At 46.6% G+C, this 19,847-nt stretch carries 21 protein-coding genes; 15 read left to right on the top strand and 6 right to left on the bottom strand.

From position 1 onward, the window contains the following. The first annotated feature begins 22 nt into the window (after positions 1–22). From gspG to R7F67_RS01860, 8 genes are read left to right on the top strand one after another with little or no spacing between them, the layout of a single operon-like run. A complete protein-coding gene (gene gspG, locus R7F67_RS01895; RefSeq protein ID WP_005379298.1) occupies positions 23–466 on the top strand; it encodes a type II secretion system major pseudopilin GspG in 444 nt (147 codons plus the stop codon). A 29-nt stretch (positions 467–495) separates the two neighbouring features. After that, positions 496–1,095, top strand: coding sequence for a prepilin-type N-terminal cleavage/methylation domain-containing protein (locus tag R7F67_RS01890; protein WP_064368896.1), 600 nt, complete (start codon positions 496–498; stop codon positions 1,093–1,095). Beyond that, the gene (gene gspI / locus R7F67_RS01885) at positions 1,082–1,471 is read left to right on the top strand and encodes a type II secretion system minor pseudopilin GspI (protein ID WP_017635009.1); all 390 of its coding nucleotides are present in this window, start codon (positions 1,082–1,084) and stop codon (positions 1,469–1,471) included. Before R7F67_RS01890 ends, gspI begins: the two co-directional genes overlap by 14 nt. Beyond that, positions 1,458–2,135, top strand: a complete 678-nt coding sequence (gene gspJ, locus R7F67_RS01880; protein ID WP_053307279.1) for a type II secretion system minor pseudopilin GspJ — start codon at positions 1,458–1,460, stop codon at positions 2,133–2,135. The genes gspI and gspJ overlap by 14 nt, the downstream gene beginning before the upstream one ends. Then, on the top strand, positions 2,128–3,138 hold the full coding sequence (gene gspK / locus R7F67_RS01875; protein WP_005382999.1) for a type II secretion system minor pseudopilin GspK: 1,011 nt from the start codon (positions 2,128–2,130) through the stop codon (positions 3,136–3,138). Before gspJ ends, gspK begins: the two co-directional genes overlap by 8 nt. Continuing rightward, positions 3,107–4,309 carry a type II secretion system protein GspL gene (gene gspL / locus R7F67_RS01870; RefSeq protein WP_033905912.1) on the top strand — a complete coding sequence of 401 codons (1,203 nt, stop codon included), beginning with the start codon at positions 3,107–3,109 and terminating at the stop codon, positions 4,307–4,309. Before gspK ends, gspL begins: the two co-directional genes overlap by 32 nt. Positions 4,310–4,316: 7 nt before the next feature. Further along, positions 4,317–4,808: a type II secretion system protein M gene (locus R7F67_RS01865; RefSeq protein WP_005383002.1), complete on the top strand. Its 492-nt coding sequence runs from the start codon at positions 4,317–4,319 to the stop codon at positions 4,806–4,808. Position 4,809: 1 nt separating this feature from the next. Then, a complete protein-coding gene (locus R7F67_RS01860) occupies positions 4,810–5,571 on the top strand; it encodes a type II secretion system protein N (protein ID WP_171344448.1) in 762 nt (253 codons plus the stop codon). A 292-nt stretch (positions 5,572–5,863) separates the two neighbouring features. On the opposite strand, the gene cysQ is transcribed toward R7F67_RS01860, so the two are convergent. From cysQ to R7F67_RS01840, 4 genes are all read right to left on the bottom strand, one after another. Next, on the bottom strand, positions 5,864–6,691 hold the full coding sequence (cysQ, locus tag R7F67_RS01855; RefSeq protein ID WP_005379308.1) for a 3'(2'),5'-bisphosphate nucleotidase CysQ: 828 nt from the start codon (positions 6,689–6,691) through the stop codon (positions 5,864–5,866). Positions 6,692–6,735: 44 nt separating this feature from the next. Beyond that, the gene (gene nudE / locus R7F67_RS01850; protein ID WP_005379309.1) at positions 6,736–7,305 is read right to left on the bottom strand and encodes an ADP compounds hydrolase NudE; all 570 of its coding nucleotides are present in this window, start codon (positions 7,303–7,305) and stop codon (positions 6,736–6,738) included. 176 nt (positions 7,306–7,481) lie between these two features. Beyond that, positions 7,482–8,066, bottom strand: coding sequence for a Fe-S biogenesis protein NfuA (gene nfuA, locus R7F67_RS01845; RefSeq protein ID WP_005379313.1), 585 nt, complete (start codon positions 8,064–8,066; stop codon positions 7,482–7,484). Positions 8,067–8,163: 97 nt separating this feature from the next. Beyond that, entirely contained in the window at positions 8,164–8,889 is a 726-nt protein-coding gene (locus tag R7F67_RS01840; protein ID WP_262636794.1) for a ComF family protein, read from the bottom strand. 84 nt (positions 8,890–8,973) lie between these two features. Between R7F67_RS01840 and bioH the strand changes: the two genes are divergently transcribed. Together bioH and R7F67_RS01830 are read left to right on the top strand one after the other, a co-directional pair. Then, entirely contained in the window at positions 8,974–9,741 is a 768-nt protein-coding gene (bioH, locus tag R7F67_RS01835; protein ID WP_318056816.1) for a pimeloyl-ACP methyl ester esterase BioH, read from the top strand. A gap of 124 nt (positions 9,742–9,865) precedes the next feature. Beyond that, entirely contained in the window at positions 9,866–10,330 is a 465-nt protein-coding gene (locus tag R7F67_RS01830) for a hypothetical protein (RefSeq protein WP_005379316.1), read from the top strand. Positions 10,331–10,434: 104 nt separating this feature from the next. Here the strand turns inward: R7F67_RS01830 and R7F67_RS01825 are convergent, their stop codons facing one another. Continuing rightward, entirely contained in the window at positions 10,435–12,756 is a 2,322-nt protein-coding gene (locus R7F67_RS01825) for a Tex family protein (protein ID WP_262582540.1), read from the bottom strand. A 229-nt stretch (positions 12,757–12,985) separates the two neighbouring features. Here R7F67_RS01825 and R7F67_RS01820 point away from each other — a divergent pair, with 229 nt between their 5' ends. The 5 genes from R7F67_RS01820 to envZ all read left to right on the top strand — a co-directional run bounded on the left by R7F67_RS01820 (position 12,986) and on the right by envZ (position 18,220). Continuing rightward, positions 12,986–14,866 (top strand): ATP-dependent zinc protease, encoded by a 1,881-nt coding sequence (locus R7F67_RS01820; protein WP_139832030.1) that lies wholly within the window; start codon positions 12,986–12,988, stop codon positions 14,864–14,866. A gap of 117 nt (positions 14,867–14,983) precedes the next feature. Further along, positions 14,984–15,475: a transcription elongation factor GreB gene (gene greB, locus R7F67_RS01815; RefSeq protein WP_053307281.1), complete on the top strand. Its 492-nt coding sequence runs from the start codon at positions 14,984–14,986 to the stop codon at positions 15,473–15,475. 105 nt (positions 15,476–15,580) lie between these two features. Next, positions 15,581–15,976 (top strand): DUF1090 domain-containing protein, encoded by a 396-nt coding sequence (locus R7F67_RS01810; RefSeq protein ID WP_017635004.1) that lies wholly within the window; start codon positions 15,581–15,583, stop codon positions 15,974–15,976. 129 nt (positions 15,977–16,105) lie between these two features. Next, the gene (gene ompR / locus R7F67_RS01805) at positions 16,106–16,825 is read left to right on the top strand and encodes a two-component system response regulator OmpR (RefSeq protein WP_005379333.1); all 720 of its coding nucleotides are present in this window, start codon (positions 16,106–16,108) and stop codon (positions 16,823–16,825) included. A gap of 102 nt (positions 16,826–16,927) precedes the next feature. Further along, on the top strand, positions 16,928–18,220 hold the full coding sequence (envZ, locus tag R7F67_RS01800; protein ID WP_318056815.1) for a two-component system sensor histidine kinase EnvZ: 1,293 nt from the start codon (positions 16,928–16,930) through the stop codon (positions 18,218–18,220). Positions 18,221–18,292: 72 nt separating this feature from the next. On the opposite strand, the gene R7F67_RS01795 is transcribed toward envZ, so the two are convergent. After that, positions 18,293–19,681, bottom strand: coding sequence for a uracil-xanthine permease family protein (locus tag R7F67_RS01795; RefSeq protein ID WP_025768313.1), 1,389 nt, complete (start codon positions 19,679–19,681; stop codon positions 18,293–18,295). Between the last annotated feature and the right edge of the window lie 166 nt (positions 19,682–19,847).

Here is a 19,847-nt window from a genome sequence, read left to right as displayed (position 1 = left end):
AATCTAACTTTCGGAGAAAAAAATGAAGTTTAAGCGTAGTAAACAACAGGGTTTTACACTTTTAGAAGTGATGGTTGTTGTGGTTATCCTGGGTATTTTGGCAAGTTTTGTTGTTCCAAACCTATTGGGTAACAAAGAGAAGGCAGACCAACAAAAAGCGATTACGGACATTGTCGCGTTGGAAAATGCCTTAGATATGTACAAGTTGGACAACAGCGTTTACCCAACAACGGACCAAGGTCTAGAAGCATTGGTTAGCAAGCCATCTAACCCAGAGCCACGCAACTACCGTGATGGTGGTTACATCAAACGTCTTCCTAATGACCCTTGGGGCAACCAGTACCAATACTTAAGCCCAGGTGATAACGGTACAATCGATATCTTCACTCTAGGCGCAGATGGCCAAGAGGGTGGAGAAGGTCCAGCTGCAGATATTGGCAACTGGAACATGCAAGACTTCCAATAATTGAGCCTAAGCCAGCACTAATGAAACAAATGCGAAAACATAACGGTTTTACATTGATAGAAATTCTATTGGTGCTGGTTTTGCTATCTCTTACGGCTGTGGCCGTGATCTCGACGTTACCGACTAGCCAAAAAGATCTTTCCAAACAGTATGCTCAAAGCTTTTTTCAGCGTTTACAGCTGCTCAATGAAGAAGCGGTGCTGAGCGGTAAAGATTTTGGCGTTCGAGTGGATGATGCCAAATCGACCTACGCTCTACTGAGTTTAACCTCAGAAGGTTGGCAGCCTCTGAAATTAAAGCAGATTCCGAGCAAAACCAAGCTAGAAGAAGATATTACGCTACAACTCGAACTCGGCGGTGGTGCTTGGGATAATGATGAGCGCTTATTCAAACCAGGTTCTCTTTTTGATGAAGACATGTTCGAAGAAGAAGAGGACGAAAAGAAAATTGAGCCACCGCAAGTGTTTATCTTTTCCAGCGCTGAAGTCACACCATTCACCCTGTCTTTTTTTCCGCAAAATGGTGATGCCTTTAATGACGGTTGGCGAGTCATTGGCAAAGAAAGTGGACAAATTTTGTTATTAGCTCCGGGCGAAGAAGTGAAAGAGGATGAGAATGCGCAATTTTAAGCAAGCTCGCCCAAATTTGAGTCATCGCCGGACGAGAGGCATGACCTTACTGGAAGTATTGGTCGCACTGGCAATTTTCGCTACCGCTGCCATCAGTGTCATTCGCTCCGTGAGCCAGCATATTAATACAATCAGTTATTTAGAAGAAAAAATGTTTGCAGCCATGGTTGTGGATAATCAGATGGCAAATGTGATGTTGAATACCGGAGAACTCAAAGCGAAAAACGGCACAGAAGAGCTGGCAGGACGCACTTGGTTCTGGAAAGTCACGCCAGTCGCCACGACGCAGCCATTGCTGAAAGCATTTGATGTGAGCGTCTCGGTAGAGAAAAGCGCGAGCCCTGTAGTAACGGTACGAAGCTATGTGGCGCAATAATCATCCCCGCGCAAACACGCGCCAAAGGGTAAAAGGTTTTACACTTATTGAAGTGTTGGTATCGATTGCCATCTTTGCCAGTTTAAGTGTCGCTGCGTACCAAGTGGTATCGCAAGTACAGCGTAGCAATGCGCTATCACAAGAACGAACCCAACGCTTAAACGAAATTCAGCGTGCCATGGTGATGATGGATAACGATTTTCGTCAAATGGCGATGCGTCAAACACGTACTAATGGTGAAGAGCCTGCTAGCCGGCTAATTTTTTGGTCCGATTACCTGTTGGACTCCGATACTAAAGGGCTGATGTTTGCCCGTTTAGGTTGGCACAACCCTCAGCAGCAGTTCCCTCGTGGAGAAGTAACCAAGGTTGGCTATCGCTTAAAAGAAGAAACACTGCAGCGAGTATGGTGGCGCTATCCTGATACGCCGGTTGGGCAACAAGGTACTGTTACTCCATTGCTAACGCAGGTCGAGTCATTTGATATGCGTTTCTATGATGGTAAGCAATGGAAAAAAGAGTGGGCTGAAGAAAAAGCGCTGCCGAAAGCGGTTTCTGTTGTTCTCACTCTCAAAGATTATGGAGAAATTGCCCGCACTTATCTCACTCCTGATGGCACATTGAGTCAGAAAGAGGAAAGTTCAGGAGACAGCAATAATGGTTAACCGTCAGCGCGGTGTTGCTTTGATTATAGTGTTGATGTTGCTGGCGATTATGGCGACGGTTGCTGCCAGTATGTCGGAACGTTTGTTCTTGCAGTTTCAGCGAGGCGCTAATCAAATCAATTACCAGCAAGCGTATTGGTACAGCCTTGGCGTCGAGGCGCTAGCAAAAGTGGGTATCGAGCAAAGTTATAAAGACACCGACACGATTAATATGAGTCAACCGTGGGCGATAAAAGAGCAAGTCTATCCGTTAGATTATGGTCAAGCGGCGGGACGAATTAGAGACAAGCAAGCGTGCTTTAATCTAAATGTATTGAGTCGTGTGCAACCAACGGGTCAGCAAATTACAAGACCATATTTAGTGAATGTATTGCAGCGCCTATTAGAAGAGCTGGATGTCGAGCCATATCAAGCAGAAATCATTGCAGACTCTACTTGGGAATACATTGATGCTGACGACTCTGTCCGTTCGACTACTGGGGTTGAAGACAGCACATATGAAGCGATGAAGCCTTCCTATTTAGCATCAAATGGTTGGATGGCAGATGCTTCCGAGTTACGGGCTGTCTATCAGGTGAGTGGTGAAATTTTCCAAAAATTGGAGCCGCTGGTCTGTGCATTACCAAGTGATGACTGGCGTTTAAACGTGAATACGATTGATGTTGAGCAAACTCCGATTTTGGTGGCAATGTTCTCACCAAACTTAAGCAGTAGTGATGCGATTCAGCTAATTGAAAAACGCCCATTTGATGGGTGGGATAGCATTGATGAATTTTTAGCAGAGTCAGAAATGGCTGGCTTAAGTGAAGATGTAAAGAAAAACGCCAAAGGCTATTTGGGTGTGGATAGCGCCTTTTTTGAATTGGATGCACAAGTGTTGGTGGATGAATCACGTGTACGTATCCGAAGCCTTTTGCAAAGTACAAATAGAGAAACGGTGACCGTAGTTCGCCGTCGTTTTGGAGGGATCAGTGAGCGAGTTTCTGACCGTTCGGCTGAGTAGCGAACAACAAAGTACCATTCCTTGGGTGGTGTGGTCGACAGATCAACAGGAAGTGATTGCTAGCGGTGAAATCGCCGGGTGGGAACACTTAGATGAATTGGTCTCATATGCTGGTCAGCGCCAAGTTGTGGCGCTGTTGGCGAGTAATGATGTAGTCCTGACGCAAGTGGATATACCACCTGGTGCAACACGCCAATTCGAGGCGATGTTACCGTACTTAGTGGAAGACGAAGTTGCTCAGGACGTTGATGGTCTGCACTTTAGCGTGTTGGGTAAACAAGCGGATAAAGCGCAGATTTGCGCAGTTGAACGTGCTTGGATTCAGACTGTACTGCAACGTTTCTCAAGCCAAGGTATCGCCATTAAACGCATTTTACCCGATGTGCTTGCGTTACCGGTTCGTGGAGATCACAGCAGTGCTGCAATGATTGGCGAGCAATGGCTAATTCGTCACTCTGCGACAGAGGGCGCGGTTGTCGACGCTTCTTGGTTAGACCTTTACCTCTCTTCTTATCTACAAAATCATGAAGGTTGGAAGCTCGATTGCTTTAGCTCGGTCCCTGAATCTGCGTTACCTGAAATATGGGATCCGCAACCAGAAGAAATGACGATGGCTTTACTGGCGAAGGGGGTGACAGAAAGCAAAGTCAATTTGCTGACTGGGAGCTTCAAGCCGAAATCTTCTTGGGGTAAATACTGGAAGCTCTGGCAAAAAGCCACTATTGCTGCGGGGGTGCTTATTGTCGTCATGGTTGCGCAGCAGTTGCTCGTGGTCCACAAGTACGAAGCACAAGCTCAAGCGTATCGTGAGGAGAGTGAGCGTATTTTCCGCCAGGTGTTCCCAAATAAACGACGCATTCCTACCGTTAGTTACCTCAAACGACAAATGGATGATGAAGAGCGCCGCTTATCTGGTGGAAGTGGTCAGCAGGCAATGTTGTCATGGTTGGCGGCATTACCCGCGACGCTTGGTCAGGTCAGCGACTTGGAGATCACTAGCTTTAAATACGACGGACAACGTGGCGAAGTACGTATTCAGGCTCGTAGTTCAGACTTCCAACCTTTTGAACAGGCTCGTGTGAAATTGGCAGAGAAGTTTAATGTTGAGCAAGGTCAGTTGAACCGTAGCGATAACGTTGTGGTTGGCAGCTTTGTTTTGAAGCGTTTGTGAGGTGATGATGAAAAATTTAATTTCTCAAGCTCAGGTTTGGTGGAGCAGCATCTCGCAGCGTGAGCAGCGTTTGGTCATGGGATGTGGCGCTATTGCCGTCATCGGTATTATTTATTGGGGTTTATTACAGCCAATGAGCCAACGTGCGGAGCTAGCTCAGTCACGTATTCAAAGTGAAAAGCAGTTGCTAGCTTGGGTACAAGATAAAGCGGATGGCATCACTGCACTGCGAAAAAGCAGCGGTGTGAGCTACTCTAGTCAACCGTTGAATCAGTTGGTTTCTTCTTCAGCTCGTCGTTATAAAGTTGAGTTGATTCGAGTACAACCTCGTAATGAGAGCGTTCAAGTGTGGATCAAACCACTCGCGTTTAATCAACTAGTGGATTGGTTACGTTACTTGAAAGAGCAACAGGGTATTGAAGTCGAATTTTTAGATATCGACCGAACAGAGCAAGCGGGCATGATCGATGTAAACCGCCTTCAGTTTAAGCGAGGTTAAGGTGAAGCGAGCAGTACTTTACGTTGTTATCTTTATCGTCTTTTTTTCAGTCAGTCTTTTAATGGGATTACCAGTCTCTTGGGTGTTACAACAAGCACCAACAGTGAGAGGCCTGGACATTCAAGGAGCCAACGGTTCGGTATGGCAAGGTCAAGCTTCTAGTATTCGTTGGCAGCGCCAGAACCTTGGAGAAGTTAATTGGGATTTCCAATGGTCGAGTCTACTGACAGGTAAAGCTGAGTTTGCTGTGCGCTTTGGTCGTGGTAGTGAAATGGACGTCCGTGGGCGCGGTTTTGTCGGCTATAGCTTAAGTGATGGCCCTTATGCCAAAAACTTAGTTGCCTCGATTCCGGCGGTAAAAGTTGTTGAGCAAGCACGCCTCCCTGTGCCTGTTGGTGTTGATGGGCAGCTTGAGCTGAATATTCGTCATGCGACTTATGCTGCGCCTTGGTGTAAGGACGGTGAAGGCACTTTAGTATGGAATGCCAGTGGTATTCAAAGCCCCGTTGGCAGCTTAGATCTCGGTCCTGTGATTGCCGATATAAACTGTCAGGATAGTGTATTGACGGCAACTGGTGAGCAGAGCAGCAAACAAGTCTCTGCGGCGTTTTCCGCTGAACTGATGCCTAATCAACGGTACTCAACCAAAGCGTGGTTCAAACCTGGTGCAGAGTTCCCATCCAGCATGGGGGAGCAACTGAAATGGTTGGGTAAGCCGAATGCTCAAGGTCAATATGAGTTTAATTACCAAGGGCGCTTCTAACCTATCGTGACAAAATCCAATATCTTAAAAGAGCTGCTATTGTGCAGCTCTTTTTGCTTTTGGATCATCGTAAGCTAAAACCTCTATTCGCTGTACATTGGGAATGAATGGAAATTTAAAACCATGATTTTTAATTGATTTGTTTTCTTTCGTTCAGCTTTACAGGCAATTGGAACATAGTAGGCCAAATACTCCAAGTGCTGTACAGAAGGTCAAAAAGAAAAGGCCACGAAGATATTCGTGGCCTTTCTATTGCTAGAATTTTGTGCTCTAAATTTTACCGATAGGGCGCTTAATCTTTGCGTTGTAAAATCTCATTCCAAGGTAAATCCGCATCACCAAGAACAATAAAGTTCGGGTTTTCTAGTGTTTCCCGCTCGTTATATGACAGCGGTTCTAATTGCGTGCTGAGAATACGTCCGCCAGCTTCTTCAACAATGCATTGTGTCGCAGCGGTGTCCCACTCACCTGTTGGACCTAGTCGGAGATAGCAATCTACCGCCCCTTCCGCGACGAGGCATGCTTTCAATGCTGCAGAACCGAGCGGTATTAAGTCGTAATTCCAGGCGCTGCTCATACGGTTAGTAATACGATTGATGTCTTGGCGACGACTAATAGCAATTGCGATGCTTTGCTCTGGCTGTTCGTGTTTGTGTGTATGGATTTTGACGCTGTCCGACATGTCGGGAATTTTCCAGGCGCCTTTGCCATTATAAGCGTAGTAAGTCACGCCAGATACAGGGCCGTAAACGACGCCCATGGTTGGTCGATTGTTGTCGACCAACGCAATAATAGTGGCAAAGTCACCACTGCGAGCGATGAATTCTTGAGTACCATCAAGAGGGTCGACTAACCAATAACGTTCCCACTGAGCGCGTTGCTCTAAGCTTATGTCTGCGTCTTCTTCTGACAACACGGGAATGTCAGGCGTCAGATCACTCAAGCGTTCAGTGATGAACTTGTGAGCTGCAATATCTGCACTTGTTACGGGAGTTTCGTCACTTTTGGTGTAGGCCTCGTATTGCTTCTTTTCATATATTTCGAGGATCATTTGCCCAGCACTGCGGGCAATCTCGATGACTTGAGGAAGTAGGTGAGATAGATCTTTTGTCATTGGCATAAGTGATAGTCCTTACTCACAGTGTTATTCGGTTCTAATGACCGTTATTGGTTATGCTTGTGAGTGGTGTTTGGTAAGTGTTTCAGTGCCAACATTAGCGCTGTGATGCTTCGTGCTTCACAGAAATCCATGTGAGTTAATAACTCTTCGGCTTGCGCAAGTGGCCAACGCACAATTTCCAGTGGTTCAGGCTCATCGCCTTCTTGCTTCTCTGGATAAAGCGCCTGTCCTAAAAATAGAGTCATTTTGCTCGAAAAGTAAGATGGCGCGAGGATAACTTGTTTCAACGGGGTTAACTGATTACAGCCAAAGCCGATTTCTTCTTTTAACTCACGATCCGCAGCTTGGTGTGGTGTTTCTCCTGGGTCAATCAGCCCTTTTGGGAAACCTAGCTCGTAACGTTCAGTTCCAGCGGCGTATTCACGCACCAGTAATAAATCGCCTTGTTCTGTTACAGGAACCACCATTACAGCATCTCGTCCACTTGGCTTCATACGCTCATAAGTACGATGCTCACCATTGGAAAAACGAAGGTCGAGCGCTTCCACAGCAAACAGTTTGGATTTTGCAACCGTCTGGCATGAGAGTATCTCTGGTGGGGTTCGTTTCGGCATGACGCTGGCTCCTTGGTGTCGTTGGCGTTTACGAGATGCGTAAGATTCTTAATATATGAGAACTCCGCCTGAGTTTCTAGCGGATTTTACGAGTCGAGCTAAGCATCTCAGCATCACCTCAGTATCGATACAAAAATGGGAGACCGAAGCCTCCCATTTTCTGACAGTGTTTACTCTTAGTAGTAAGAGTGATCACCACGGTCATGTTCTGTAGCATCACGAACTGCGGTTAGTTCACCAATGAACTGGTTTAGCAGCTCTTTCTCGATGCCTTCTTTTAGTGTTACGTCAACCATAGAACAGCCATTACAACCGCCACCAAATGCAACAATCGCAACACCGTCTTCAGTGATCTCAACCAAGTTTACGTGACCACCGTGGCCAGCAAGTTGTGGGTTCACTTGAGTTTGGATAACGTACTCAACGCGCTCAACCAGTGGTGCGTCGTCCGCAACTTTACGCATTTTAGCGTTAGGTGCTTTTAGCGTTAACTGAGAGCCCATTTTATCGGTAACAAAATCGATTTCAGCGTCTTCAAGGAATGGCAGGCTTAGCTCATCCACGTAAGCTGAAAAACCGCTGTAAGAGAGTTCAGTGTCGGTCGATTCTACTGCTTCTGGTGGGCAGTAAGACACGCCACACTCAGCGTTTTGTGTACCTGGGTTCACAACGAAAATACGAATGTTAGTGCCTTCAGGTTGTTGACCTAAAAGGTTAGCGAAATGCGTTTGCGCAGTTTCTGTAATAGTAATATTTGACACGACGAATACCCGAGTAAATTTGTAGGTTACTGCTGCTATTCTACTCTTGTTGACGTATGGGTCTAGTCTTTTTGATGCTAAGGCATGGCGAAGCGATCTAGAGAGAACGAGGAGCAGGTGTTCTGCAGATGCAGTAAATATCGATGCTTTCTACGCCAACTTCAAGTAGTAAATGACATAATTGTCGGACGGTACTGCCTGTGGTGACTACATCATCGACGATGGCAACATGGGAAGAGTGAGGGCGCTTATTGAGAATAAACGCGCCTTTTAAGTTTTGTTCACGGCTTGTTTTGGTATTACCACGCTGTGATTGGGCGAGCTTTACTCGACGAAAGACCTTCGCATCAAAATTAGTCTGCAATTGCTTGGCGAGGTGTCGGGCTAAAACATCACTTTGATTAAAACCCCGGCGCAGGTAACGCTGCCAGTGCAATGGTACACTGGTAATGATTGGAGCTGGCGTGGTGATGCGCTGTGCCAGTTGCTCGGTTAATGCTTTTACATGCCAAGACTCTCCGTGATCTTTAAAGCGTTGTACTTCCCGTGAAAGGGGAAAGTCGTAATCGCCTAACGTGTATAGCCTTTGCCATGGCAGTGGCTTTGACAGACATTCACCACAAATACTATCCGTACTCATTTCTTCTTTCTGTAATGATAAACCGCAGCGTTGACATCGTTTTACCGGAGTTAGGTATTTTAAACAGTGCTCGCACCAGCGCAGAGTATTTGTGTGGCTTGGTGTTTGAATAGGGAACCGACACAGGCCGCATTGACTGCTCAATACGCGATGCATGATGTTTTGCCAGTGATGAGATAACATAGCGTTTATTCATGGTGATATTTTACTCAGCCTAACGTTTGGCTGAAGCCGTAGGGAATAAAATAAGTGGGAGAGATTGAGAGCATGAGCACGAAATTACACTGGCAGTCATTTGGTCAGGGACCAGATTTGGTGTTACTTCATGGTTGGGGCATGAATGGTGCGGTATGGCAGCAGACAGTCGAGTCTCTTCAACCTTATTTCCGAGTTCATGTGGTTGACCTTCCGGGGTACGGACATAGCGCCGAATCTCATGCTGAAGATTTAGACCATATTGCTAACTTGGTGGTGCAAGGTGCGCCAGAGAAAGCGATTTGGCTTGGTTGGTCCCTCGGAGGTTTAGTGGCGACGCATGTGGCATTAAATATGCCCGAGCGCGTGGCTAAGTTGATTACGGTTGCCAGCTCACCTAAATTTGCCGCAGAAAAACCGTGGCGTGGCATTCAACCGAATGTACTGAGTGCGTTCACCTCTCAGTTGCTAGAAGATTTCTCACTGACCATTGAGCGCTTTATGGCGTTGCAAGCGATGGGCAGCCCATCAGCGCGTAAAGACGTTAAACAGCTCAAGCAAGCGGTACTATCGCGCCCTCAGCCAAACCCTGAATTGCTGTTGGTTGGGCTAAACATCCTTGCTGATGTGGATCTGCGCGATGCGTTGACGTCTCTTTCTGTTCCAATGTTGCGTCTTTATGGCCGTTTAGATGGGTTGGTGCCAATTAAAGTAGCTAACGATTTAAGTGAACAGTTGCCTCATACCCAGCAGTTTGTTTTTAATCAGTCCTCTCATGCGCCTTTTATCACCGAACATGACGAATTTTGTGTTCAAATCCGAGAGTTTGCTCACGATTGAGCAAGTACGAGCGGAAATACCTCAAGTTGTTTAAAAAGTGGTCGATATAAAGGGTGGTGAGGTTTTATTAGCCAATAAAGCTAAGCCATATTGACGAGTTGGGCGACTCTGAGGAGGGTTCGCAATGATTGTGTCACCGACCAACGTAAGTGTGCCACTGATCGCCCCATCCGTGAATGTGCAGACGGAACAAGCAGCTCGCGACAATAAAGTCCGAGAGCCTGTAACGCCAACGGTCGCATTGGCCAAAACCAATGCAGAGCGAAAAGTAAAAGGTGACGACAAGCGCCGACGTCAGTCTTCTTGGGATCCTTCAGAGCATCCTGATTATGATATGGAAACGGAAGTCGACACGCGTTATCAAGAAGAGCCGGAAGATACACTAGAACGGCTTTTTAGTTTGCTTGCGCTCAAATCGTATAGTGAAGACCAGGGGAAAGGCTACGCGATCCGCTTTCGCTTACCAAAGCGCATTTTGGATGCTGCGATCAATGAAGGATTAATGGAAAAGCGCAGGAAGGTGATCAAGTTTCATTATGGTCATGCAGTCGCTCCCCATACCCCGTCAGAAGTGATAGCAGTATTATGACGACTCAATATCCTACTCAAACAAAAACGCTCCAAGCAGGTTGACTGATTGGAGCGTTTTCTTTTTAGTTATGAAAGCTCGTTAGCGGTGAAGCCTAGGTAAGATTACTTTTTCGCTTTAGCAAACGCTGCAGCAAATGCACCGCCCATCGCGCTGTTCGATGACGAATCATCACGGCGAGGCTGACGACGCTGCGGTTGGTCATTACGACGCGGCGCTGCTGATGAGCGTTGGCTACGGTTGTCTTGACCCGGTTCGTCGTTCATACGCATCGATAGACCAATACGCTTACGCTGCACGTCAACTTCCATCACTTTCACTTTGACGATGTCGCCCGCTTTCACCACTTCACGTGGGTCAGACACATAACGATCTGTCAGTGCAGAAATATGCACAAGACCATCTTGGTGAACGCCGATATCAACGAAGGCACCGAAGTTGGCTACGTTAGACACCACGCCTTCTAGAATCATGCCCGGTTCCAAGTCAGATACCGAGTTTACACCTTCTGCAAACGTCGCCGTTTTGAATTCTGGACGTGGGTCACGACCCGGCTTGTCTAACTCTTTGATGATGTCTGTAATGGTTGGAACGCCGAAGTTATCGTCGGTGTAATCGACGGCATGCAGACCTTTAAGGAAGCTTGAATCACCAATCAGTGCTTTGATATCTTTGTTGTTCTTCTCAGAAATCGCTTTGACCACTGGGTACGCTTCTGGGTGAACTGCAGACGCATCAAGAGGGTTCTTACCATCCATAATACGCAGGAAGCCCGCACACTGCTCGAACGCCTTAGGACCTAAACGAGGTACTTTCTTCAAGGTTGTACGTGCTTCGAAACGGCCGTTCTCATCGCGGAAGTCGACAATGTTCTGCGCGATGGTACTTGATAAGCCTGCTACGCGCGTCAGTAGCGCCGCAGAAGCGGTGTTCACATCAACACCAACCGCGTTTACACAGTCTTCCACAATCGCATCTAGGCGTTTTGCCAACATAGATTGGCTTACATCGTGCTGGTATTGACCCACACCAATAGATTTCGGATCAATTTTCACGAGTTCAGCCAATGGATCTTGCAAACGACGTGCAATCGACACTGCACCACGCAGTGATACGTCCATATTCGGGAACTCTTTTGCTGCAAGCTCAGACGCTGAGTAAACCGATGCACCCGCTTCACTTACGATGATCTTCTGAACTTTCAGGTTGCCACGTTTGATGACGTCTGCGACAAAGCTGTCGGTTTCACGTGAAGCCGTACCGTTACCAATCGCAATCAAATCCACGTTGTACTTACGCACCAACTGATCAACGATTTGTGCTGACTTGTCGTATTGTTTTTGTGGTGGGTGAGGGTAGATGGTTTCGGTTGCAAGCACTTTACCTGTTGAGTCGACAACCGCGATTTTTGAACCTGTACGCAGACCCGGATCTAGACCAAGTGTTGCACGAGGGCCAGCCGGTGCTGCCATCAACAAGTCTTTTAGGTTAGTGGCGAATACTTCAATCGCTTCGATTTCAGCGCGCTCTTTCATTGCGCCCATTAGCTCGGTTTCCATGTGCATCGATACTTTGATGCGCCATGCCCAGCTGATCACTTGCTTACGCCAGGTATCCGCCGGTGCGCTGCTTAGCGTCACGCCATAATGGTCGGCGATAATCGTTTCGCAGTAAGACTGACGAGCACCTTCTTCCTGTTCTGGATCGGCATTCATTGCCAATGTCAGGAAGCCTTCGTTACGGCCACGCAACATCGCCAGTGCGCGGTGCGATGGCACTTTGCTTAGGGGCTCGTTGTGGTTGAAGTAATCTTTAAACTTCTCGCCTTCTTGCTCTTTGCCTTCAACGACTCGTGAGACCAGTTCCGCATTGCGATTTAAGTGGTTGCGAATTTTTTCCAGTAAGTTTGCGTCTTCTGCGATGCGCTCCATGATGATCGCGCGAGCGCCATCCAATGCAGCTTTGGTGTCTGCGATGCCTTTGTCTGCATCAAGGTATTTGCTTGCTTCGCTTTCTGGCTCGGTTTGTGGATTATTCCAAAGTTGATCTGCGAGTGGCTCAAGACCAGCCTCAATCGCGATCTGACCTTTCGTACGACGCTTGGGTTTGTAAGGTAGGTATAAGTCTTCAAGACGAGTTTTGCTGTCTGCCTGCGCGATCTCTTGTTCTAGCTCTGGCGTCAGTTTGCCTTGCTCTTGGATTGATTTGAGGATGGTTTGACGGCGATCATCCATTTCACGAAGGTAAGACAGACGGCTGTCCAAAGTACGCAGCTGGGTATCATCAAGGCCCCCCGTTACCTCTTTGCGGTAACGTGCAATAAAAGGGACGGTGTTGCCATCATCAATTAGGGTGACAGCGGCGTTGACTTGCTCTGGGCGAACATTCAGTTCTTGAGCAATCATGCGACAGATAGCTTGGCTCATCCGTGTTTTCTCTTTTAATTCGGTTTTGGTTGTATAGAACATTGGGGTCGTTCGAAGAATTTGCAATGTTTTAAATTAACGAGGCAAAAATTTACCGGGCGCTGGTGGACATCAGTCAGATTTATGTCAAAACTGTAATTAAATTGAGAACTTATATCCGCAGTTATCGACTAACCTAATTCCACGGTTGTTGATATCACTAAATGTACCTCGGCTTATACGGATAATCATGATGAAAAAAATGTCTTTGGCGTTAGCGCTTACGAGTGCCTTACTTGCCGCCCCGCTTAGTTGGGCGCAATCTATCTCAGGAACCACACAAGCTCCCGTTTATCAGCTCGATAACAAATTGGTACTAGGGCGTGTGGAGAGCGTCTACTACAGTGACATTCCGGAACTAAAAGCGGTGCCATTTATTGGCAAGATTGATACTGGTGCAGATACGACATCGATGCATGCGGAGAATATCCATGTCAGTAGCTCACACCCAGATTACCAAGATTTGAAAGATAACGAGTTACTTTGGGCAATTGTCGATGACTTAGGTGGTACGAAGGCAAAGTGGGACGCCGACAGCTTTAAGCAATATCAAGTAAAGGTTAGCTTTACGGTTCCTCACCCTTATACAGGGAAGGAAATACAGATTACCGATGATCTGGAAAGAGTGAGCGCGATTCGCAGTCGAACAAGCAAAAAGCCCATCCTACGCCCGACAATAAAAATGCCGATGACAATCGCTGGTCACACCGTTGATACGGAAGTGAACCTGACCAAGCGTACGCAATTCTCTTCTCCTATCTTGATTGGTAAAACTTATCTCGATGATAACGCATGGGTCTTCGCTGGTTATGATTATCTTCAAGAACAGCCAAGCGCAAAAATGATTGGCAAAAAAGAGACGGTTGAAGTCGAAGGTGTGCCATATAAGATCAGCATCTCAACTTCTAGCCGTTATACCAACGTCCATGCACTGGACATCAAGGTAGACAAAAAGCATAACGAAGTATCTTTTATGTTAGAGGGCGAGAATGGCAAGCGTCATCCAATGACATTACCCTTGGTACGAATGCTGAAAACGACCAAAAGCGAGCGCCCTTTAGTCTATTTACCCGTCAAAGTCGGCGAAAATGAAACTCAACGTTGGTTGGTGTATCTGCGTGATCGCAGTAAGTTCAGTTCGCAAATTCGCTTAGGTCGGGACGTTGCGAGTCAGCACTTTGTTATTGATACGGACAAAGAAAATCTATTGGGTGGCGTAGAAAAAACGTTCAAAAGCGCACTCAAATCAAAACCTCTTGTCGTTTCACCAGAAGAACAGGTCACCATTGATGGTTATACCGTCCCTGCTTACCCCACTTTTACTGTGAAAACGCCATTACTGCGTGTAAATGGGTTTGAAGTAACAGAAAAAGGTAAGGATGAGTCCGTCACGTTTTATTTAATGAACGATGAGGGGAAAGAAGAAAAAATCACCAAACCAGTGTTGAAAAAGCTCAAGGTTGGCAGCGCGGTTCGCCCTGTTGTCGAAGGAGACTTTCTTCTCGGTAGAAAAGACACATCAATGAAGTTTGCGCTCGATGTGCTTGATGAGGGTGACACTCAACCCTTTTTCGTGTTTGGTCATGACATAGCCAAGGGTGGTGTGTTGCTGAACACTCGCGCAGACCATCTACTAGATGCAAGGCCACTTTTCAAAGCTGGCCATATCGAAGTGGCTGAAGTTGAGGGGATGTCTTTCCCTGTGAAGTTAGACACGGGTGCAGATGTAAGCTCAATCAATGCTAAGAACATCAAGCAGTTTAAGAAAGACGGCAAAGACATGGTGAGCTTTACCTATGAGAACGATCTTGGCATGAAACAGGCGTTTACCAAGCCTGTTGTTGATGTCATGCGTATTAAAGCTAAGAAAGGCGAGAAAGCGAACGTACGCCCTGTGGTTGAAATGCATGTTAAGCTTGGCGAATTAGAGAAGAAGATCCGAGTCAACTTACAGGACCGAGGTCGCTTCCATTACAGCATGATTTTAGGTAAAAACTTCCTAAAACATGGCGCGGTTGTTTCGAGTGATACGAATTACATCGTGACGCAAAAACCGGATTACGAAAAGTAACACTCTGGCCGCCTTATCACCTTGATACCCAAAGCCTGAACAACATTGGATCTTTGGGTATATCATCTCCTTAATGCTGCCAAAGAGCAGCATTTTTTAGTTGAGATAGGAGTTAATTTGAAAACTAAGCTGATTACACGAGAAGGTTACAACAAACTCAAACAAGAGCATGATTACCTTTGGAATGAAAAGCGCCCGGAAATCACCAAGATCGTCACTTGGGCGGCGAGCCTGGGCGATCGCTCAGAAAATGCGGATTACACCTTCAATAAACGTTTACTCCGTCAGATCGACCGTCGTGTCCGCTTCCTTCGTAAATTCCTGCCAGAAGTCACGATCGTTGACTATTCTCCGCAACAAGAAGGCAAAGTCTTTTTTGGTGCATGGGTGGAAATAGAAAATGAGGCAGGAGAAGTGAAAAAGTTTCGTATTGTCGGGCCTGAAGAGATTTATGGCGATGCGAAAGACTACATCTCTATCGATTCACCTATGGCGCGAGCGATGTTGAAAAAACAAGTGGATGAAGAGTTCACGGTACGCACCCCAGAAGGTGAAAAAGAGTGGTTCATCAACTCAATTGAATATATTCAACCGGCCTCGGAAGACTGAGGCTTTATCACCGATTCAAGTCTCATGAAGTTCACTAGGAGTGACTTGGGTCTCAACGTCAGAATATTTGGTATAAAGGCATGGTGCCTTTCTCGGAGAAGTAAAATGAACAAAGCAGTCATGTGTAGTGCTGCACTAACAATAGGTTTCTCACTTTCAGTTTTTGCTCAAGATGAAGTGAAAGGCTGTGACGCTAAAGAGTTAGCGGTAGAGCAGCAGCTCGAGTATGCAAAAGCGCAAGGTAATGAGCATCGCATTAAAGGCTTGGAGCAAGCACTTTCCGCTATCCAGAATGAATGCTCGGAAGGTGAGCTGCGCCAAGAGCTGCAAGCAGAAGTGGAAGAAAAGACTAAAGAAGTTGAGGAGCGAGAGGAAGAATTAGTCGAAGCTCAGCATTCAGGGAAAGCAGACAAAATTGAGAAAAAACGTCACAAGCTGGCTGAGGCACAGCAAGAGCTGCTTGAGGCCAAACGTGAACTGGAATGGAATTATGGTCAATAGTAGGTGCTGAAAATATCTGCTAGAGAGAGAATAAAGCGCTTAAGATAAAAAGAGTAACAATTTGCTTGAGCACGTTAGGAAAAACAGTGATACATTTTCGACAATAGACGCTTCTGAAAGGATGTTTCAATGCAAGAAAATCATAAAATTTTAGTGGTTGATGACGATGCTCGTTTACGTGCTCTATTGGAGCGTTACCTTTCTGAGCAAGGTTTTCAGGTACGAAGTGTCGCCAATGGCGAACAGATGGATCGCCTACTAACGCGCGAAAACTTTCACTTAATGGTGCTAGACCTAATGTTGCCAGGTGAAGACGGTTTGTCAATTTGTCGTCGTCTACGCCACGCGAACAATATGTTGCCAATCTTAATGCTCACCGCGAAAGGTGATGAAGTGGACCGCATCGTAGGTCTTGAGGTAGGGGCGGATGATTATTTGCCAAAACCGTTTAACCCACGCGAATTATTGGCTCGCATCAAGGCCGTATTACGCCGCCAAACCGTAGAGTTGCCGGGTGCACCAAGCACGGAAGAAAAAGTGGTGGAGTTCGGGGAGTTCCGACTCAATCTAGGCACTCGCGAGATGTTCCGCGGTGACGAGGCAATGCCACTCACCTCTGGAGAGTTTGCTGTTCTAAAGGCGCTCGTGATGAATGCACGTGAGCCAATGTCACGAGACAAATTGATGAACATGGCGCGTGGCCGTGAATATTCTGCAATGGAACGTTCTATTGACGTACAAATCTCACGTTTACGTCGCATGTTAGAAGACGATCCGAGCAAGCCGCGCTACATTCAAACCGTATGGGGCCTAGGTTATGTTTTCGTCCCAGACGGCAAAGAGGTGTAACCTCTTCACTCCATAGCCAGCACTTGGCTATAGCAACTTCAGCCTTCATTACCTTCCCTTTGAAGGCTGAAATTTCGCGATTAGGACCACTAGGAACGTTCCATGCGCATCCGAAGTTCACTGACACAATCTATTCTGCTGTTCATCTCTTTGCTTCTCGCGAGCCAAGTTTTCTCTTACTACGCCGTTTTTAACTACGCGTTGATGCCGAGTTTGCAGCAGTTCAATAAAATTCTCGCCCATGAGCTCAATTTGGTGCTTGATGATGAAGGACCTTTAAAGTCTGATGCACCGTTAAGGCGTCAATTATTAGAAAGATTAGGGGTGACGGTTCACAGCCTTGACAGCGATAAGGCGATTGAATTTCATCACGCAATGTCGATTGATTTGATGTCTGAAGAAATGAGCCAAGAGCTGGGTTCGCCTACAGAAGTACGCTTATTGCTTGGCGATGAAAGTTACATTTTGTGGATGCACATCGAAAAGTTGCCGAACTCCATCATTCGTATTCCGTTATCTGAGCTGCAAGAAGAAGATTTTGCACCGCTGTTTCGTAACAGTTTGATTATGGCGCTGCTGATCATTGCTGGTGGTTGGTTGTTTATTCGTTTGCAAAACCGTCCACTTTTGGCTTTAGAGAGAGCCGCGAAAGACGTCGGTCGAGGTGAGATCCCGCCCCCCTTAGCAGAGAAAGGCGCATCGGAGATTCGCTCTGTAACTCGAGCCTTTAATCAAATGTCGAAAGGTATTCAAGAGCTAGAAGAGGACCGAGCCTTATTAATGGCGGGGATTAGCCATGACTTACGAACACCTCTGACGCGTATTCGCCTAGCGACAGAAATGATGTCTCCTGAGGACAGCTATCTTGCGGAGGGGATCATTAGCGATACGGAAGAATGTAATGAGATCATCAGTCAGTTTATGGATTATCTCAAACCGTTGAACCAAGAATCGTTTGAAGCGGTTGATATCAGTACGATTGCCAGTGACGTTGCCAGTTCTGAAGGTGGCTATGAGGTTGAAATTGAAACAGATCTTAATCTTAACTTGCCACCAGCCAAAGGAAGCGCGATTGCGATTAAGCGGGCGATCAGTAATTTAGTTGTGAATGCGCTACGTTATGGTAATGGCTGGGTCAAAGTCAGCACTGGTGTGACAGCAGATAAGCAGCTAGTGTGGATTTCAGTAGAGGACAACGGACCGGGTATCGAGCATTCTCAAATCGCGAGGTTATTTGAACCCTTTACGCGTGGTGACACCGCTCGCGGTAGTGAAGGCACTGGGCTAGGGTTGGCGATTGTGAAGCGTATAATCAGCCAGCATTCAGGCTCTGTGGTGATACGTAATCGCAGTGAAGGCGGTTTAATCGCTCAAATCAGTTTTCCTACCAAGTAAGTCGATGGCCTGCACCCTTTAAAACAAAAAGCCCAACCTAAATAGGTTGGGCTTTTCTTATTCTCAATAATCTTAAGACTCTTTCGCTTCCTGAGGAAGTTCATCTTCGTCTTCCAGTTTCTCTGGCAGAAGTAGATTTAAAATGATCGCTGTGATGCCACCTGCTGCAACACCAGTTGAGAAAATACTCTTAATAAATTCTGGCATAAATTGCAGGATCTCTGGTTTTTGTGCGATACCAAGTCCCATTGAGAAGGATAAGGCCATGATCAGAATTGCGCGGCGATCGAGCTCAACACGAGAGATAATACGCACACCAGCGGCAGCAATCGTACCAAACATGACAATCGTTGCGCCGCCAAGTACTGGCTCAGGAATCAGCTGAACAAAGCTAGCGACGCCAGGAAACAAGCCAAGAATCACTAACATGCCAGAAATAAAGTAACCCACGTAGCGGCTCGCGACTCCTGTTAGCATGATGATGCCGTTATTCTGGCTAAACGTTGAGTTCGGGAAGCTGTTGAAAACGGCTGCGATTGCAGAGTTTAAGCCGTCTGCTAACACACCGCCCTTAATGCGTTTCATGTACACTGGGCCTTTTACTGGCTCACCAGACACTTCAGATGTTGCGGTAATATCACCGATGGCTTCTAGTGCGGTAATAAAGAAAATCAGTACCAGCGGAATGAACAGAGACCAGTCAAACGATAAGCCATATTGCATTGGTACGGGCAGTGCTACGATCTCGGTTGCGCCTAGCTGAGAAGTATCTACCATCCCCATAAAATACGCCATGATGTAGCCCACTAGCATCGCAATCACGATTGAAGCCACACGGATGTATGGGTTTTTCGAGCGGTTTAAAATCACAATTAATCCAAGTACCGTCCCAGCCAGAGCAAGTTTGTCTAAGCTGCCGAAGGTTCCTTCATTTAATGCTGCGTAGCCACCGCCCATTGATACTAAGCCGACTTGAATCAGTGTGAGACCGATAAGAGTGACGACGATGCCTGAAACAAGCGGAGTGATGATTCGGCGGGCATGCTCCAACACGCGAGATAGAAAAATTTCTGCAAATGATGCGACTAAAATCGTACCAAAAATGGCAGCCATCATGGTACTGATGTCTGCTCCACCGGCTTTCAGCGATAGGCCTGCACCAATAATAGGACCTAAAAAGTTAAAGCTGGTGCCTTGAACAGAGAGCAAACCAGAGCCAATTGGGCCAACGGTGCGAATTTGAATAAACGAAGACACGCCTGACGCAAACAAAGACATGCTGATGATGGTATTCGTTTGGTCTGCTGGTACACCCAAAGACTGACAGATGATCAGTGACGGAGTGATAACCGCGACGAACATAGCCAATAAGTGCTGAAGTGCGGCAAAAATGGTTTGAGGCAAAGGTGGTCGATCGTTGAGTTGATAGACCAGTTCCGAAGATCGGTTTGAAGTTGTCATTGTTTGTCTCGCTAGTCGCAATATTTCCCTAGTTCTCGCTGAATGGGAGAGCAGGGTGGAGTTGACGTCGTTACCTGTGATTGCTGTTAATCAGAGTCAACTCAGGTTGGTGGAGTGTGATCTAACACACTTAAAAATTTGTGCGCGATTATAGAGAGATTTACTC

Source organism: Vibrio sp. YT-17, assembly GCF_033337375.1.
Classification (GTDB): Bacteria; Pseudomonadota; Gammaproteobacteria; order Enterobacterales; family Vibrionaceae; genus Vibrio; species Vibrio alginolyticus.
This window is presented reverse-complemented; position numbering and strand designations above follow the sequence as displayed.